The sequence below is a fragment of the Salipiger sp. genome (assembly GCF_059781815.1).
Genome location: NZ_JBYNAH010000006.1, coordinates 16,259 through 32,002 on the forward strand (window position 1 = coordinate 16,259; position 15,744 = coordinate 32,002).

General features: G+C 67.5%; 16 protein-coding genes. 7 read left to right on the top strand and 9 right to left on the bottom strand.

Annotated elements, in window-relative coordinates; all coding sequences use genetic code 11:
• Window positions 1–9 precede the first annotated feature (9 nt).
• From AC6RA4_RS01355 to moaA, 6 genes are all read right to left on the bottom strand, one after another.
• Window positions 10–855: a glucosamine kinase nucleotide-binding domain-containing protein gene (locus tag AC6RA4_RS01355; RefSeq protein ID WP_500156641.1), complete on the bottom strand. Its 846-nt coding sequence runs from the start codon at window positions 853–855 to the stop codon at window positions 10–12.
• Complete coding sequence (locus AC6RA4_RS01360) at window positions 852–2,036, bottom strand: vWA domain-containing protein (protein ID WP_500156643.1); 1,185 nt, start codon at window positions 2,034–2,036, stop codon at window positions 852–854. Before AC6RA4_RS01360 ends, AC6RA4_RS01355 begins: the two co-directional genes overlap by 4 nt.
• 269 nt (window positions 2,037–2,305) lie before the next feature.
• Entirely contained in the window at window positions 2,306–2,473 is a 168-nt protein-coding gene (locus AC6RA4_RS01365; RefSeq protein WP_500156645.1) for an apolipoprotein acyltransferase, read from the bottom strand.
• Complete coding sequence (locus AC6RA4_RS01370; RefSeq protein ID WP_500156647.1) at window positions 2,470–3,849, bottom strand: DUF2927 domain-containing protein; 1,380 nt, start codon at window positions 3,847–3,849, stop codon at window positions 2,470–2,472. The genes AC6RA4_RS01365 and AC6RA4_RS01370 overlap by 4 nt, the downstream gene beginning before the upstream one ends.
• On the bottom strand, window positions 3,849–4,301 hold the full coding sequence (locus tag AC6RA4_RS01375; protein ID WP_500156649.1) for a GNAT family N-acetyltransferase: 453 nt from the start codon (window positions 4,299–4,301) through the stop codon (window positions 3,849–3,851). Before AC6RA4_RS01375 ends, AC6RA4_RS01370 begins: the two co-directional genes overlap by 1 nt.
• Window positions 4,302–4,604: 303 nt before the next feature.
• Window positions 4,605–5,609 (bottom strand): GTP 3',8-cyclase MoaA, encoded by a 1,005-nt coding sequence (moaA, locus tag AC6RA4_RS01380; RefSeq protein WP_500156651.1) that lies wholly within the window; start codon window positions 5,607–5,609, stop codon window positions 4,605–4,607.
• A gap of 136 nt (window positions 5,610–5,745) precedes the next feature.
• Here moaA and AC6RA4_RS01385 point away from each other — a divergent pair, with 136 nt between their 5' ends.
• The 7 genes from AC6RA4_RS01385 to AC6RA4_RS01415 all read left to right on the top strand — a co-directional run bounded on the left by AC6RA4_RS01385 (window position 5,746) and on the right by AC6RA4_RS01415 (window position 13,438).
• Window positions 5,746–6,186, top strand: coding sequence for a hypothetical protein (locus AC6RA4_RS01385; RefSeq protein ID WP_500156653.1), 441 nt, complete (start codon window positions 5,746–5,748; stop codon window positions 6,184–6,186).
• 202 nt (window positions 6,187–6,388) lie between these two features.
• Window positions 6,389–6,922, top strand: a complete 534-nt coding sequence (locus AC6RA4_RS01390) for an SRPBCC family protein (protein WP_500156655.1) — start codon at window positions 6,389–6,391, stop codon at window positions 6,920–6,922.
• Between the two features lie 97 nt (window positions 6,923–7,019).
• Window positions 7,020–7,505, top strand: coding sequence for a (2Fe-2S)-binding protein (locus AC6RA4_RS01395; protein ID WP_500156657.1), 486 nt, complete (start codon window positions 7,020–7,022; stop codon window positions 7,503–7,505).
• A gap of 114 nt (window positions 7,506–7,619) precedes the next feature.
• On the top strand, window positions 7,620–9,983 hold the full coding sequence (locus AC6RA4_RS01400) for a xanthine dehydrogenase family protein molybdopterin-binding subunit (RefSeq protein ID WP_500156659.1): 2,364 nt from the start codon (window positions 7,620–7,622) through the stop codon (window positions 9,981–9,983).
• 109 nt (window positions 9,984–10,092) lie between these two features.
• Window positions 10,093–10,881, top strand: a complete 789-nt coding sequence (locus tag AC6RA4_RS01405; protein ID WP_500156661.1) for an FAD binding domain-containing protein — start codon at window positions 10,093–10,095, stop codon at window positions 10,879–10,881.
• Window positions 10,882–10,997: 116 nt separating this feature from the next.
• Window positions 10,998–11,996 (top strand): LLM class flavin-dependent oxidoreductase, encoded by a 999-nt coding sequence (locus tag AC6RA4_RS01410; protein WP_500156663.1) that lies wholly within the window; start codon window positions 10,998–11,000, stop codon window positions 11,994–11,996.
• Between the two features lie 77 nt (window positions 11,997–12,073).
• A complete protein-coding gene (locus AC6RA4_RS01415) occupies window positions 12,074–13,438 on the top strand; it encodes a methyl-accepting chemotaxis protein (protein WP_500156665.1) in 1,365 nt (454 codons plus the stop codon).
• A 325-nt stretch (window positions 13,439–13,763) separates the two neighbouring features.
• Here AC6RA4_RS01415 and AC6RA4_RS01420 read toward each other — a convergent pair whose 3' ends face one another.
• From AC6RA4_RS01420 to AC6RA4_RS01430, 3 genes are all read right to left on the bottom strand, one after another.
• On the bottom strand, window positions 13,764–14,345 hold the full coding sequence (locus AC6RA4_RS01420) for a retropepsin-like aspartic protease family protein (protein WP_500156667.1): 582 nt from the start codon (window positions 14,343–14,345) through the stop codon (window positions 13,764–13,766).
• Between the two features lie 61 nt (window positions 14,346–14,406).
• Window positions 14,407–15,027: a MarC family protein gene (locus tag AC6RA4_RS01425; protein ID WP_500156669.1), complete on the bottom strand. Its 621-nt coding sequence runs from the start codon at window positions 15,025–15,027 to the stop codon at window positions 14,407–14,409.
• A gap of 244 nt (window positions 15,028–15,271) precedes the next feature.
• On the bottom strand, window positions 15,272–15,634 hold the full coding sequence (locus tag AC6RA4_RS01430; RefSeq protein WP_500156671.1) for a rhodanese-like domain-containing protein: 363 nt from the start codon (window positions 15,632–15,634) through the stop codon (window positions 15,272–15,274).
• Between the last annotated feature and the right edge of the window lie 110 nt (window positions 15,635–15,744).

The following is a 15,744-nucleotide window of genomic DNA, read 5'->3' on the forward strand; positions in this document are numbered from 1 at the left end:
GGCGTCGCTTCAGGCCGCCGGCGCCAGCCGCCGCGCCAGCGCCAGCGCGCCGTCAAGCGCGCTGCCCTCGGCGGGGCGCAGCGCCTCGGCCATGTCCTTGGGCAGCCACTCCGCATAGGCGCCGGCCACCCCGCCGATCAGGCAGATCGGCTCTCCCGGCCGCCATCCCAGCGCATTGAGACCGGTCGCCACGTAGGCGGTACCGCGCCGCATCTGCAGCGCCGCCGCCGGGTCGTCCGGCGCCTGCGTGACCCGCGGCGCGAGCTGGCCGAAGGCCTCCGGCGTTGCCGTCGCGGCAAAGGCGATCACCCCGGGGGCGCCGCCAAGATCCTTGAGCAGGGCCCGCGTCACCCCGGTCTGCGCTTCGAGCCGGTCATGGGCGCGCAGGGTGTAGACCAGGATCTCGCGTCCGAGCCACGCCGCCGAGGCCTCGTCGCCCAGAACCAGCCCGTAGCCGCCGATGCTGCGGAAGCTTTCGCCATCCTGCCGGGCGAGGAAGCTGCCGGTGCCGAGCCCGGCGATGCAGCCGGTGGTCCGCCCCAGCGCGCCCACCACCGCGGCGCGGCGGTCTTCCTCGACCACCGGATGATCGAGGGGCAGGGCGCGCGCCACCTTCTCGGCCAAAGCCGGCCCGGTGACCCCCGCAAGCCCGAGATAGGCGGGGCAGGCGCGCAGCTCCTCGGGGCTCAGCCCCGCCGCCTGTGCCACCGCCCGCAGCCCTTCGGCGATGCGCGCCACCGAGCCGTCGAAATCGCTGGTGACATTCGCCGCGCCAAGGCTCACCACGTGGCGACTGCCCGCGTGTTCCAGAGCCACCCGGCAGGTCGAGCCGCCGCCATCCACCGCAAGGATCATCGCGACAGCTCCTTCATGCCGCGCTCGATGCCCTCGAGGGTCATCGGCACCATGCGCTCGCCAAAGATCTCCCGGATCATGCCGATGCTCTGGGTATAGGGCCAGTGGCGCTCGGGCACCGGGTTGATCCAGAGATGGTCGGGCCATTGCGCCCGCGCGCGTTCCAGCCAGACCTGCCCGGCCTCCTGGTTCCAGTGCTCGTTGGCGCCGCCCGGATAGGCGATCTCATAGGGGCTCATGGAGGCGTCTCCCACGAAGATGCACTTGTAGTCCGAGCCGTAGGTGTGCAGCACGTCCCAGGTGGCGGTCTGCTGGTCCCAGCGCCGCCGGTTGTCGCGCCAGACACCCTCGTAGAGGCAGTTGTGGAAGTAGTAATGCTCGAGATGCTTGAACTCGGAGCGCGCCGCCGAGAACAGCTCTTCGACCACCTTGATATGCGGATCCATCGAGCCGCCGATGTCGAAGAACAGCAACAGCTTCACCGCGTTGCGGCGCTCGGGGCGGGTTTTCACGTCGAGATAGCCATGCTCGGCGGTGGCGCGGATGGTGCCGTCGAGGTCGAGCTCGTCATGCGCGCCGTCGCGGGCCCAGCGGCGCAGCCGCTTCAGCGCCACCTTGATGTTGCGGGTGCCAAGCTCGACGCTGTCGTCGAGATTGCGGAAGGCGCGCTTGTCCCAGACTTTGACCGCGCGCCTGTGGCGGCTCTCGTGCTGGCCGATGCGCACGCCCTCGGGATTGTAGCCATAGGCGCCGAAGGGCGAGGTGCCGGCGGTGCCGATCCACTTGTTGCCACCCTGGTGCCGGCCCTGCTGCTCGCGCAGACGCTCCTGCAGCGTCTCCATAAGCTTGTCGAACCCGCCCAGCGCCTCGATCTCGCGCTTCTCTTCCTCCGAGAGGTGCTTTTCGGCCATCTTGCGCAGCCAGTCCCCGGGCAGCTCCACCGCCTCGAGCACCTGCTCGAGCCCGATCTCCTCGAGCCCTTTGAACGCGGTGGCGAACGCCCGGTCGAAGCGGTCGAGATGGCGCTCGTCCTTCACCATCGCGCTCCGCGCCAGGTAGTAGAACCCCTCGACGTCATAGGTCGCCAGCCCCGCGCGCACCGCCTCGAGAAAGGTCAGGTACTCGCGAAGGGAGACCGGCACCTGCGCGGCGCGGAGGGCTTCGAAGAACGGTACGAACATGAGAACTCCGGTTCGGGGCTCGCCTTATCCTACGCGAAGCAGCCCCGGTCGCAACCAACCCCTGCGCGGCACCGCGTGAAAACCCGGCCGGTCCGGCGTTCTGCCGCGCTCTCCGGCGTTTCCGGCCAACACGGCCCCGGTCTTCTTCTGGCCAGAAATATCTCGGGGTGAATGACGCCGCAGGCGTCAGAGGGGCAGCGCCCCTGCCTTGCCTGCCGGTCTTGTCCAACTGCCGTGCCCGGCTGTCCGGCCGATCCGCGGCCCCGGGATCAGGTCGCGAGCTTCTCGATGATGATCGTCGCGATCAGACCGGCCAGCCCGAAGGCGATGGCATAAACCACCACGAACTGAGCGATATCGGCGAGGTCGCCCTTGCGGCGCTTGGCGGTCAGCCCGCCGATGATGGCCCCGATGAGAACCCCGGCTATCACGATCATCCTGCGCCCCTGCCTCCCTTGAGCGGATTGAGCGAGCCGATCTCGCGCTGCTTGGCGCGGACGGCCCAGTCCGGGCCGAAGCCGTATCGTGCCCAGCCGAGGGAGTCCAGCTTGACCAGCCGGCTTTCCGAGGCGCGTCCGGCCAGGTCGAGCGCCTCGCTGCGCAACAGGAGCAGCGTCGAGAGCAGCGCCGCGTTCTCGTGGCGCATGGCGGTGTCGAGATGCGGCGCGGTGCGCGCCAGCGCCGCCTCAGGGTCATTGTCGTGGATATCGTAGGCGGCGAGCTGCGCCGCCACATAGGCCCGGTGCAACGCTGTGTTCGGAGCGCGCTCGAACGTCTGTTGCGCGCGTAGGAAGGCGCGTCGCGCCGCCTCGCTGTCGCTGCCCTGCAGGAGCCGGCCCATGGCGTAGTGCGAAAAGCCCAGCCGGTGATCGCTCCAGCCTTCGCGCTCGGCGATCGAGAGCGCGGTCGAGGCGGCCTTGAGCCGGGCGCCATATCCCGCGCCGGGACCGAGCGCTGTCTGCACCGCCTCGCTCCAGGCCCGCGGCGTGGCCGGCAGCCGGCGCGCCTGCTGTCTGGCGCCCGCCGGATTGGCGCGCGCCAGGATCGCCGGCAAACGTGCGGCAACCTCGTCACGGCGCATGCCCGAGCGCAGGGCGGGATCGTAGAACACCCGCAGCACGGTCATGTCGTAGCCGGTCAGCACATTGTGCACGTTGTCGTCGTTGAACACGCTGTCGCCGAGCCGGTAGAGATCGTTGAGCGGGCCCAGCGCCTGCGCGATCTCCTCGTGCAGGCAGTCGCGCAGCTCCTGCGGGGCGGCATCGGCGGGCAGGAAGATCGCCACCCGCTCGCGGGTGGTGACCGTGGTCCAGCTCACTCGGCGGCTGTTGCGCGCGGCGAGGTATTCCTGCAGCGAGCTGACATTCGGCACCACGAAGCAGGCGGCCTGCGGCAGGTGCCGGCGGATCTCCTCGCGCGGCACCGCGACAAGGGTGATGTTGGCCTCGGGGGCGCGCACGCGCTCGATCTCGATCCCGGCCTCGCGGCGCAGCCGCTGCAGCAGCCGGTCGAGATCCTGCCCGAGCGTCTGCGGGGCCTTGCCCTGCACGGTGACGGTCACCGGGGTCTCGAAGCGTGAGAAGCGTTCGAGCGCGCGGCCCGATTCGAGCGCAAAGGCCAGCTCGAGCACGTCACGTGCGAGATCGGTGTTCGACACCGTTGGCGGCGCGGGATGCGCCTGGGCGAAACTCTTCATCGCCGGCAGCGGCCCGAGATCGCCGAGCGCCGCAGCGGCGCGGCTCGCGGTTTCCGGAGACGCGACCGGCACGCAGGAGGCCAGCCACATCAGCACCGGAAACAGCAGCCCGCGCATCAGGGCCTCTGATACTTGATGAAGGGCGTCAGGGTGCCGATCCGGTCATAGAGCTGGCGGGCGGTGTGGTTGAACTCCTGGGTCATCCAGTAGACGGACGGCGATCCGGCCTTGTCGGCTTCGGCGTAGACCGCCTCGATCAGCGCCCGGCCGACGCCCTTGCCCCGCGCCTCGGGCGCGGCGAAGAGATCCTGCAGGTAGCAGACATTCTCGATCCGCCAGCAGTGGCGATGGAACAGGTAGTGCACGAGGCCGACCGGCTTGCCGTCGCTTATCGCCAGCAGCGCGTGATACTCGTGCGCGTCGTCGTCGAGGAGGCGCGCGAAGGTGGTCGTGTAGACTTCCTCGCTCACCGAGGCCTCGTAGAAGGTCAGGTAGCCGGTCCAGAGCTTGCGCCAGCTCTCTTCGTCAGCGGCCTCAAGCGGGCGCACGGTCACGGTGTCTTGGGTCATCAGCCAGTCTTGCCTGTTTGTCGATGCTGCACGGTTGCGGGTCTGTCGCCCGCCTTGCGCCGAGTATAGGCACAAATTCCGGCGCGACCCAACGCTGAACCTCGGGCCCGGCGGATTTCGCCGCCCCGTGGTGCAGAAGGGTGCAAGCAATTGATCTGACAACGAAGCCTGCGAGAGATTTTGCAACAGATTGCGGTTGCGTCACGGCGCTGGCCGCGGGCAAAGATTTTTCGAACGAAAAATCTCGAACAGGGTCCGGGTGGCGCGAAAAATCTTCCTGAGAAGATTTTTCGGGCGCGGGGATCAGCCGCCGGTGTGGCTCATGTGGCGTGAGACGCGGCCGTCGACGCTCTGGCGCGAGTAGTCGAAATCATGGCCCTTGGGCTTGCGCTCGATGGCGGCGCGGATCGCTTCTTCGAGCGGTGCATCGGTCCCGGGGTGGTTGCGCAGGGCGCTGCGCAGGTCGGCGTTGTCTTCCTGGCCCAGGCACATGAAGAGCTCGCCGGTGCAGGTCAGGCGCACACGGTTGCAGCTCTCGCAGAAATTATGGGTGAGCGGGGTGATGAAGCCGATCTTCTGCCCGGTCTCCTCGATGCGCACGTAGCGCGCCGGCCCGCCGGTGCTCTCGGGCAGGTCGGTGAGGGTGTACTGCTCGGCCAGCCGCGCCCGCAGGTCGGTCAGCTTCCAGTACTGGTCGAGCCGGTCCTCGTTGCCGATATCGCCCATCGGCATGACCTCGATCCAGGTCAGGTCCATGTCGCGCGTGGCGCACCATTCGGTCATCGAGAAGAGCTCGTCCTCGTTGAAACCCTTGAGCGCCACCGCGTTGAGCTTGACCCGCATCCCCGCCGCCTGCGCCGCGTCGATGCCGCGCAGCACTTGGGGCAGGCGGCCCCAGCGGGTGATCTCGGCGAATTTCTCCTCGTTGAGGGTGTCGGCGGAGATGTTCACCCGGCGCACGCCGGCCTCATAAAGCGGCTTGGCGAATTTCTCGAGCTGCGAGCCGTTGGTGGTCAGCGTCAGCTCGCGCAGGGCGCCCGAATCGAGATGACGGGTCATCGACTGGAAGAACTTCAGGATGTCGCGCCGCACCAGCGGCTCGCCGCCGGTGATGCGCAGCTTCTCGACCCCCATGCCGATGAAGGCCGAGCACAGCCGATCGAGCTCTTCCAGCGTCAGCAGCTCCTTCTTGGGCAGGAAGCTCATGTTCTCGGACATGCAGTAGACGCAGCGGAAGTCGCAGCGGTCGGTGACCGAGACCCGGAGATAGGAGATCGGGCGCGCGAAGGGATCGATGAGCTTTTCCATCCGGGAAACCTAGGCGCGATTGCGCCGCTCGGCAAGGATGGACGCGATTGTCAGCCCCGGCCATTGGCCCTAGGCTGCCGGCATGAAAGCCATTTACCTTCTCCCCGTGTTATTGCTCTCCGCCTGTGGCGACGTCATGTCCCCGGCCCAGCAGGAAGAGCCCGTCACTGCCGCCGCGGCCTCCGAGGCCGAGGCGCAACGCCCCGAGGCGCGCCCCGCTGCCGGCATCGCCCCGCCGGTGGGCGCCCGCACCGCCGAACAGTTCGACACCACCACCGCCGAAGAGCGTGTCGCCGCGGCGGCGGCGCCTGCTGCGGGCGGCGAGAGCCGGCTCGGCACCACCGTTGTCTCGCTCGGCGATCCGTCGAAGCCGGGCTTCTGGCTCGAAACGCCGCTGGTGAGCGCCGAGGGGCCGGGCCGGGTGGTGTTCCCGGGCACCGGCAAATCGGCGCAGGTGACGCTGATTCCCATCGACGGGCCAAGCACCGCCGGCAGCCGCATCTCGCTGGCCGCGATGCGCCTGATCGAGGCGCCGCTGACCGACCTGCCCACGGTCGAGGTCTACGCCGGAGGCTGACCGCGTTCAGGCGCCCAAGTGCCCGGCAGATTTCGAGAAACCGCTTGGCAGCGGCGAGGGCTTTGTCCATGCTGCCGGCAAAGGACCGGGTCCCCTCCGAGGGGCCGGCCCGAGCCAACCCACTGGTCTTAGCCATTGGTCTTATATGCCCCCGACAGGCAACGTGTACTGTGGGGCCCGGAGAGGAAGGGAGGACCCCACCATGCACATGAGCGACACGCGCGAGATCAAGGCGCCCCGCGAGGTCGTCTGGGCCGCGATCCTGGACCCGGAGGTTCTCAAGCAATGCGTGCCGGGCTGCACCGAGATGACCGGCTCGCCGGAAGAGGGCTTCGAGGCCACTGTGGTGCAGAAGGTCGGCCCGGTGAAGGCGACCTTCAAGGGACAGGTCGCCCTGTCGAACCGCAACGAGCCCGAGAGCCTGACGCTGTCGGGCGAGGGTAAGGGCGGGGCTGCGGGCTTTGCCAAGGGCGGCGCCGACGTGACCCTGACCGACAAGGGCGACGGCATCACCGAGCTGCATTACGAGGTCGAGGCCAAGGTCGGCGGCAAGCTGGCGCAGCTGGGCAGCCGCATCATCGACGGCTTCGCCAAGAAGATGGCGGACCAGTTCTTCACCAACCTTCAGGACGCCGTCGAGGGGCCGTCCGATCCCGAGGACGCGCCGGAAGCCGAAGGCGAGGCGTCGGAAGAGGGCAAGAAGAAGGGCTGGTTCAAGCGCATGGTCTCGGGCTGAGCCCGCCGCGCGCGCCGCACTCGATACGACACCGCGGGCAGGCAAGGAGCCCGCGACCACCAAAGGACAACAGACAGGGACACCCAGGGAGGACTTGATGACCAAGGTGACGATGACGGTGAATGGCAAGGCCGTCTCGAAAGAGGTCTCGGGCAACACGCTCATGACCGAATTTCTGCGCGACGAACTGCACCTGACGGGCACCCACGTGGGCTGTGACACCAGCCAGTGCGGTGCCTGCGTGATTCATGTGGATGGCAAGAGCGTGAAGGCCTGCACGATGTTCGCGGGCGAGGCCGAGGGCGCCTCGGTGACCACCATCGAGGGCATGGCGAATGCCGATGGCTCGCTGTCGGTGATCCAGCAGGCGTTCCAGGACCATCACGGCCTGCAATGCGGCTTCTGCACGCCGGGCATGGTGATGACCGCGGCGGCGCTCCTGAAGGAGAACCCCAAGCCCACCGAGCACGAGGTGCGCGATTACCTCGAGGGCAACATCTGCCGCTGCACCGGCTACCACAACATCGTGAAAGCGATCCTGGCGGCGAGCGGGCAGGATGTGAGCGGCATCGCCGCCGAGTGAGTTAGCGAACGACCGGAAAGGCCGGATCGGCGGGTGGAGGACCCGCCGGGGCACGGCGTCCGGTCAGGATTTGCCAAGGCGGGGGCTGCCCGCCACACCCAGGGAGGAGTTTTCATGCCCAAGGATCATGGCATCGGAGCCTCGCAGAAACGCCGCGAGGACGTGCGTTTTCTGACAGGCGCCGGTCAATACACCGACGACATCAACACCTACGGCCAGACCTATTGCGTGTTCCTGCGCTCGGACGTGGCGCACGGGACCATCAACAGCCTCGATACCAGCGATGCCGAGGCCATGCCCGGCGTGGTGCGGATCTTCACCGGCAAGGATTTCGAGGGCATCGGCGGTCTGCCCTGCGGCTGGCAGGTGACTGACAAGCACGGCGAGCCGATGAAGGAGCCGGCGCACCCGGTTCTGGCCCAGGGCAAGGTGCGCCACGTGGGCGACCCGATCGCCGCGGTGTTGGCCGAGAGCCTCGAGGAGGCGCGCAACGCCGCCGAGGCCATCGTCTACGACATTGCCGAGCTTCCGGCGGTGGTCGACATGAAGGCCGCGCTCGAGGCCGGTGCCGCCAAGGTGCATGACGATCTCGACGACAACCTCTGCTACGACTGGCAGTTCGGCTCGGACCAGGCGGCCATCGACGAGGCCTTCTCGAACGCCGCGCATGTGACCACGCTGGATCTGGTGAACAACCGCCTCGTGGCCAACCCGATGGAGCCGCGCGTCGCGCTGGGCGAGTACAACCGCGCCAACGACGAGAGCACGCTCTACACCACCTCGCAGAACCCGCACGTGATCCGGCTGCTGATGGGCGCCTTCGTGCTCGGCATCCCCGAGCACAAGCTGCGCGTGGTGGCCCCGGATGTGGGCGGCGGTTTCGGCACCAAGATCTTCCACTACGCCGAGGAGGCCTTCGTCACCTTCGCATCTAGGCAGATCAACCGCCCCGTGAAGTGGACCTCGACCCGCTCCGAGGCCTTCATGTCCGACGCCCATGGCCGCGACCACGTGACCAAGATCGAGCTGGCGCTCGATGCCGACAACAACTTCATCGGCCTGCGCACCGATACGCTGGCCAATATGGGCGCGTATCTGTCGACCTTCTCGTCGTCGGTGCCGACCTGGCTGCATGGCACGCTGATGGCGGGCAACTACAAGACCCCGGCGATCCAGGTGAACGTGAAGGCCGTCTTCACCAACACCGTGCCGGTCGATGCCTATCGCGGTGCGGGCCGCCCCGAGGCGACCTTCCAGCTCGAGCGGCTGGTCGACAAGGCGGCGCGCGAGCTTGGCGTCGACCCGATCGCGCTGCGCCGTCAGAACTTCATCGACAGCTTCCCCTACGCGACCCCGGTGGCGGTGGAATACGACACCGGCGATTACACCGCGACCATGGACAAGCTCGAGGAGATGATCGACCGCGAGGGCTTTGACGCCCGCCGCAAGGAGAGCGAGGCCAATGGCAAGCTGCGCGGGCTCGGCATCAACTGCTATATCGAGGCCTGCGGCATCGCGCCGTCGAACCTCGTGGGGCAGCTCGGGGCGCGCGCCGGTCTCTATGATGCAGCCACCGTGAGGGTGAACGCCACCGGCTCGATCTCGGTCATGGTGGGGGCGCATTCCCACGGACAGGGCCACGAGACCGCCTTCCCGCAGGTGGTGGCCGAGATGCTCGGCATCGACGAGAGCATGATCGACATCGTGCATGGCGACAGCTCGAAGATCCCCTTCGGCATGGGCACCTACGGCTCGCGCAGCCTCGCGGTCTGCGGCTCGGCCATGGTCCGCGCCACCGAGAAGATCATCAACAAGGCCAAGAAGATCGCCGGCCACCTGCTCGAGGCCTCGGATGCCGATATCGAGCTCAAGGACGGCCAGTTCACCGTCGCGGGCACCGACAAGTCGGTGGCCTGGGGCGACGTGACGCTGGCCGCCTACGTGCCGCACAACTACCCGCTCGAGGATATCGAGCCGGGGCTCGAGGAGACGGCCTTCTACGACCCGGCCAACTTCACCTATCCCTCGGGTGCCTATGCCTGCGAGCTCGAGCTCGATCCCGAGACCGGCCGCGTCACCATCGAGCGCTTTGCCGCCGCCGACGATTTCGGCAACGTGGTGAACCCGATGATCGTCGAGGGGCAGGTGCATGGCGGCCTGGCGCAGGGCATCGGGCAGGCGCTGCTCGAGAACTGCGTCTATGACGAGAACGGCCAGTTGCTCTCGGCCTCCTACATGGACTACGCCATGCCGCGCGCCGAGGACGTGCCGTTCTATCAGGTCGACCATTCCTGCGCCACGCCCTGCACCCACAACCCGCTCGGGGTGAAGGGCTGTGGCGAGGCCGGCGCCATCGGCTCGCCGCCGGCGGTGGTCAACGCGGTGATCGATGCGCTGCATTCGGGCGGTTACACCCATGTCGATCACATCGACATGCCGGTTTCGCCGCACCGTGTGTGGAAAGCGATGCAGGGCTGAGCCTCTTTCCGGCGGCATCGCTTGACGGCGCCGCCGGATCGTTGAGTATTTGGAACGTGAAGAAGGGCAGGGCGCTGCGCCCGGAGACCCTTCGACAGGAGGATTGAAGATGTACAGCTTCGAGATCGAAAGCCCGACCAGCGTCGCCGACGCGGTGGCCGCGCTGGGCAAGGAAGAGGCGCAGGCGCTGGGCGGCGGGCAGACGCTGATCCCCTCGCTGAAGGCGCGGCTCGCGGCGCCGTCGGTGCTGGTGAGCCTGGCGAAGATCGACGAGATCAAGGGCGTCTCCATCGATGGCGGCACGATCACCATCGGCGGCGGCACCACCCATGCCACCGTGGCGGCGGAGGTGGGCGGCGCCTACCCGGCGCTGGCCGATCTGGCGGTCAATATCGGCGACCCGGCGGTGCGCAACCGCGGCACCATCGGCGGCAGCCTCGCCAACAACGACCCCTCCGCCTGCTACCCGGCGGCGGCGCTGGCCTCGGGGGCGACCATCGTCACCAACACCCGCGAGATCGCGGCGGACGACTATTTCGAGGGCATGTTCACAACCGCGCTCGAAGAGGGCGAGATCGTCACCGCGGTCAGGTTCCCGGTGCCGGAGGCCGGGGCCTATATCAAGTTCGAGCAGCCCGCCTCGCGCTTTGCGCTGGTTGGCGTGTTCGTGGCGAAATACGCCGACGGCGTGCGTGTGGCGGTGACCGGCGCCTCCGAGGATGGCGTGTTCCGCTGGTCCGAGGCCGAGGCGGCGCTCACGTCGAATTTCAGCGCCGAGGCGCTCGACGGGCTGTCGCTCTCGGGCGACGGCATGATCTCGGACCTGCACGGCTCGGGCGACTATCGCGCCCACCTGATCGCGGTGCTGACCAAGCGCGCGGTGAAGGCCGCCGCGTAAGCTGCGATAAATTCAGGCGATTTGACCCCCGGCATGAAAATGTCGGGGGTCTTTGCATCTTTAAGAGAAGCGCGGCATGCCTATATGCGGGAGGAGACGCAGCAGAAAGGCCGCACATGATCCCCGCATCCGTTCTCGATCTCTCGATGGTGCCCGAAGGCGGCACCGTCGCCGACGCGCTGAACAACACGCTCGATCTGGCGCGCCACGTGGACGGGCTGGGCTATCACCGGTTCTGGCTCGCCGAGCATCACAACATGGTGGGCATCGCCTCGGCGGCGACCTCGGTGGTGATCGGGCAGGTGGCCGCCGCCACCAGCAAGATCCGCGTCGGCGCGGGTGGCATCATGCTGCCCAACCATTCGCCGCTGGTAATCGCCGAGCAGTTCGGCACCCTGGCCACGCTGTTCCCCGACCGCATCGATCTCGGGCTTGGGCGGGCGCCGGGCTCGGACCAGATCACCGCCATGGCGCTGCGCCGCAACCACACCTCGTCGGATCGCTTCCCCGAGGACGTGGTCGAGCTCATCGGCCTGTTCCAGGACGCGAGCGAGGGCCAGCCGGTGCGCGCGGTGCCGGGCGAAGGCACCCATGTGCCGGTGTGGATCCTCGGCTCCTCGCTTTATGGCGCGCAGCTTGCGGCGCATCTCGGGCTTCCTTATGCCTTCGCCTCGCATTTCGCCCCCGACGCGCTCGATCAGGCGGTCGAGATCTACCGCGACCGTTTCCAGCCCGGCATCACCGACAGGCCGCGCTTCATGCTCGCCGCCAATGTCTGGGCGGCCGAAACCGAGGCCGAGGCGCTGCGGCTCAAGACCTCGCAGCAGCAGGCCTTCATCAACCTGCGCAGCGGCCGGCCCGGCAAGCTGCCGCGCCCGGTGGACGACATCAACGACGTCGCCGATCCGCGCTACGTGGCGATGGTCGAGCAGGCGCTGAGCGTCAGCGCGACAGGCGACCGGGCGCAGGTGGCGGCCGGGCTCGCGCGGCTGATCGAGCGCTACCGTCCCGACGAGCTGATCCTGTCGAGCGCGATGCACGATCCGAAGGCGCGGCAGCTGAGCTATGCTATCGCGATGGACGCGCTGCAGGGACTCGGGGCGCGGGCGGCGTAAAACCGCGCGCCCGTTCAGGCTCTGGAAAGGTCTTGTGCGTATCTGCTCTTGCAGGAGATTCCTGAAGGAGCGCTGGGATGTGGTTTTCCCGCAGGTCGAAGAACAAGGTCCAAACCGAGGTTACGGGCGACGAGGCGATTTTGCAGATCGTCGAACGCACGCAGGCCGTGATTCACTTCGCCCCCGACGGCACCATTCTGCGGGCGAACGAGAATTTCCTCGCCGCGCTCGGCTATCCCGACGAGAGCGAGGTCGTCGGCAAGCACCACAGCATCTTCGTGCAGAAGAAATACCGCGAGTCCGAGGCCTACGCGAAATTCTGGGAGGATTTGCGCGCCGGCAAGTTCTTCTCGGACGAGTTTCCGCGCATCACCAAGGACGACAAGGTGATCTGGATCAGCGCCACCTACGCGCCGGTCTATGACGCGGCCGGCGAGGTGGTGCGCATCACCAAGATCGCCACCGAGATCACCGGTCAGCGCCAGGCCATCCGCGCCATCGCCGACGGGCTCGAGGCGCTGAGCGCGGGGGATCTGTCGCACCGGGTGACGCTCACCGCGCAGGACCGGCTGCGCGAGCTGGCCGATGCCTTCAACGCGGCGGTCGACCATATCTCGGGGCTGATCCGTCAGGTGCAGACCGTCTCGGGCGAGATCGACAGCGTCGCGACCGAGATCGGCGACAATTCCGACGAGCTGTCGCAGCGCACTGAGACCCAGGCGGCCACACTGGAAGAGACCGCCGCCGCGGTGGAAGAGCTCAACGCCAACGCCAAGTCCGCCGCGGACTACGCCACCGAGGTGGGGCGCGAGGCGGAGGAGACCAAGAGCGCTGCCGAAGGCAGCAGCAAAGTGGTCGAGGACGTGACCGAGGCGATGAAGCGGATCGAGACCTCGTCGGATTCGATCTCGCAGATCATCTCGGTGATCGACGACATCGCGTTCCAAACCAACCTTCTGGCGCTCAATGCCGGGGTCGAGGCCGCGCGCGCGGGCGAGGCCGGGCGCGGCTTCGCGGTGGTGGCCTCCGAGGTGCGCACCCTGGCGCAGCGCTCAGCGGAATCGGCGCAGGAGATCAAGGCGCTGATCAGCGAAAGTGGTATTCACGTCAAGGCCGGGGTCGAGATGGTCGGCCGCGCCAGCGGCGAGCTCGGCAACATCTTTTCCGGGGTCGACCGGATCTCGGATCGCATCCGTGAAGTGGTTCATGGGCTCAACGAGCAGACGATGACCCTGGGCGAGATCAACACCGCGATTTCCCAGCTCGATACGGTGACCCAGCAAAATGCCGCGATGGTGAACCAGACCGCCAGCGCGATCCGCAACCTGACGGAGAACAGCCGCACGCTGGCAGACGGTGTCCGGGTCTTCCGCGTGGCCGGCAGCCCGACCGCTGCGGTTGCTCTGGACACGCCGCCGCCGAGGGTCGCTGCAGGGTGGTGACGGTCTTCGGAGCGTTGCCTCAAGCGCAGGCAGCGAGGCTTGAGCCTTTGGGCCGCCGGACACGATCAGGGCTGGCCAGAACTGGCAGGACAAGAGCGATGCCGGCGCCCACCCTGCGACAGCCGTCGGCGTCGGCTGGCATGCGAACCGTCGGAGGCATCACTGCGGGATTGGCCGATCCGGGCGCGGGACGTGGGGGCTGCAAGACGGGGCGCGGGATGCGCAAGACGAGGGCGCGTGGATCACAAGAAAAAGCGTCATCGCACCGGGTCAGGAAGGCCTGTCTGCGCGCCGGCACAGCTTGGGGACAACCTCGTGTCCCGCCTCAGCGTTCGAGGATCAACCGCCCGCCGGCAATCTCCAGCCTGTCGAAGCGCTGGAGGTAGCTCATGCCCAGAAGCGAGGTCTGCATCTCGCCTTCGTTGACATAGGCGCGCAGGTTGCGGTCGGTGAACGGTCCCAACGCGACAGTCTCGAGACGCACCGGCGCGGTGCGCACCAGTCCGTTGGCGGTGTTGGCCTGGCCGCGAAAAATCAGCTCCTCGGGCGCAAGCCCGGCGCGCTCGGCATCGTCGCGCGACAGGACCATGCCCGTGGCACCGGTGTCGACCACGAAGCGGGTCGGCACGCCGTTGATCTCGAGTGAGACGTAATAATGCCCGTCGGGGGCCCGGGGAAGCTCGACCCGCCCATCCTCGACAAACACCGCCTGCTGCGGCATCACCGTCTGCCGGATGTCGCCCCAGAGGCCGACCGCCGCCACCGCGCCGAGCAGGATCAATGCCCAGACTCCGACATATTGCAGCTTGAGGCCCAGCCGGGTGCGGTCGCGCAGGAAGAACCACAGGATCAGAGCGACCGCGAGCAGTCCGAGATAGGCCAGACGTCCGTAATCGTTTCCTGTCATGGTCTCATCCGTGGCGCGGCGTTTCCGTCAGTGTAGGCTCTTCTGCGCCGGAGAACAGGCCTTATCCGACCGCGCCCACGTTGCGCAGCCCGTCGATGACGAACTGCACCGACAGCGCCGCGAGCAGCATCCCCAACAGGCGCGTGACCACGACGATGCCGGTATGGCCCAGCAGACGCTCGATGATCGGTGCTGCGAGGAACATCATGAGCACGATCAGCAGCACCGAAATCATCACCCCGATCACCGCCGCCATTTCCAGCGCCGAGCCGGTCTGGCCGACCAGCAGGATCATCGTGGCGATGGCCCCGGGGCCGGCGATCAGCGGGATGGCGATGGGAAAGACCGACGGATCGGGCAGGGCGTCTTCCTCCTCGGCCTTGTCCTCGCGCCGCTTGGAACGGCGCTCGAACAGCATGTCGAGGGCGGTGAGGAAGAGCAATATGCCGCCGGCGATGCGGAAGGCGGGCATCGAGATGCCGATGAAGCCGAGCACCTTCTCGCCGAAGAAGGTGAAGAGCATCAGGATCCCCATGGCGATGCCGCAGGAGCGCAGCGCCAGGATGCGCCGGTGACGGCTGTCCGCCCCGGAGGTCAGCGCGATGAAGATCGGGGTCAGCCCGATCGGGTCGATCACCACGAACAGCGTGGCGAAGGCGGTGATGAGAAAGGCGCTGTCCATGGCTCAGGGGTAGGCTGGCCGGCGCGGCCTGTCCAGCGTCGTGTTGCGGAGGAAAGTCTGCGCTTGTGTCACTGGGGGCTGGGGACGCTGCCCCCGCCCGCGCAGGGCGCGGACTCCCCCGGGATATTTGACGCCAGAAGAAGACATGGGCGAGTGCCCCTGGCTTCTCTTCGTCAAAAATACTCCCGCCGGAGGCAGGCCGGAGCCTGCGGCCGGGCGCTGCGGTGCGGTAGGGGCGTGATGTTCAGACCGGCTCGACCGAGCCGCCCGCGCGCTGCCAGTGGGCCAGCCCGCCGATATTGTGCACGTCCTCGTAGCCGAAGCGTTTCAGCATGCCCTTCGCCATGCCGGAGCGGGCGCCGCTGGCGCAATAGACCGCGATCGGTTTGCCGGAGCCGAGCTCGGGCAGGCATTCCGGGCTGCGCGGGTCGCAGCGCATGGCGAAGGCCGCCATCGGCACGTGCAGCGCGCCACTGGCCTTGCCGCTGGCCGCAAGCTCGGCGCCGTCGCGAATGTCGATCAGCACCACCTCGCCGGCGGCGGTCTTCTCCACCGCCTCGGCGGCGGTCATTTCGGGGCTGCGAAAGGCTTTGCGGAAGGCGAACATCGCGGATCTCCTGCTGTGGTTGCCCAAGCTATATGCATTCCATAATATGAATGTAAAGGCTGCGCGGTAACGTTCTCGCAATGTTCTCACTTTGCGATTGGCCAAGCCGG

Coding starts and splice junctions, on each gene's coding strand:
- AC6RA4_RS01395 (WP_500156657.1), top strand. CDS start 7,020: ATGACCAAGGTGACGATGACGGTGAATGGCAAGGCCGTCTCGAAAGAG.
- AC6RA4_RS01415 (WP_500156665.1), top strand. CDS start 12,074: ATGTGGTTTTCCCGCAGGTCGAAGAACAAGGTCCAAACCGAGGTTACG.
- AC6RA4_RS01405 (WP_500156661.1), top strand. CDS start 10,093: ATGTACAGCTTCGAGATCGAAAGCCCGACCAGCGTCGCCGACGCGGTG.
- AC6RA4_RS01360 (WP_500156643.1), bottom strand. CDS start 2,036: ATGTTCGTACCGTTCTTCGAAGCCCTCCGCGCCGCGCAGGTGCCGGTC.
- AC6RA4_RS01425 (WP_500156669.1), bottom strand. CDS start 15,027: ATGGACAGCGCCTTTCTCATCACCGCCTTCGCCACGCTGTTCGTGGTG.
- AC6RA4_RS01365 (WP_500156645.1), bottom strand. CDS start 2,473: ATGATCGTGATAGCCGGGGTTCTCATCGGGGCCATCATCGGCGGGCTG.
- AC6RA4_RS01370 (WP_500156647.1), bottom strand. CDS start 3,849: ATGCGCGGGCTGCTGTTTCCGGTGCTGATGTGGCTGGCCTCCTGCGTG.
- AC6RA4_RS01375 (WP_500156649.1), bottom strand. CDS start 4,301: ATGACCCAAGACACCGTGACCGTGCGCCCGCTTGAGGCCGCTGACGAA.
- AC6RA4_RS01420 (WP_500156667.1), bottom strand. CDS start 14,345: ATGACAGGAAACGATTACGGACGTCTGGCCTATCTCGGACTGCTCGCG.
- AC6RA4_RS01385 (WP_500156653.1), top strand. CDS start 5,746: ATGTCCCCGGCCCAGCAGGAAGAGCCCGTCACTGCCGCCGCGGCCTCC.
- AC6RA4_RS01430 (WP_500156671.1), bottom strand. CDS start 15,634: ATGTTCGCCTTCCGCAAAGCCTTTCGCAGCCCCGAAATGACCGCCGCC.
- AC6RA4_RS01410 (WP_500156663.1), top strand. CDS start 10,998: ATGATCCCCGCATCCGTTCTCGATCTCTCGATGGTGCCCGAAGGCGGC.
- AC6RA4_RS01355 (WP_500156641.1), bottom strand. CDS start 855: ATGATCCTTGCGGTGGATGGCGGCGGCTCGACCTGCCGGGTGGCTCTG.
- AC6RA4_RS01390 (WP_500156655.1), top strand. CDS start 6,389: ATGCACATGAGCGACACGCGCGAGATCAAGGCGCCCCGCGAGGTCGTC.
- AC6RA4_RS01400 (WP_500156659.1), top strand. CDS start 7,620: ATGCCCAAGGATCATGGCATCGGAGCCTCGCAGAAACGCCGCGAGGAC.
- moaA (WP_500156651.1), bottom strand. CDS start 5,609: ATGGAAAAGCTCATCGATCCCTTCGCGCGCCCGATCTCCTATCTCCGG.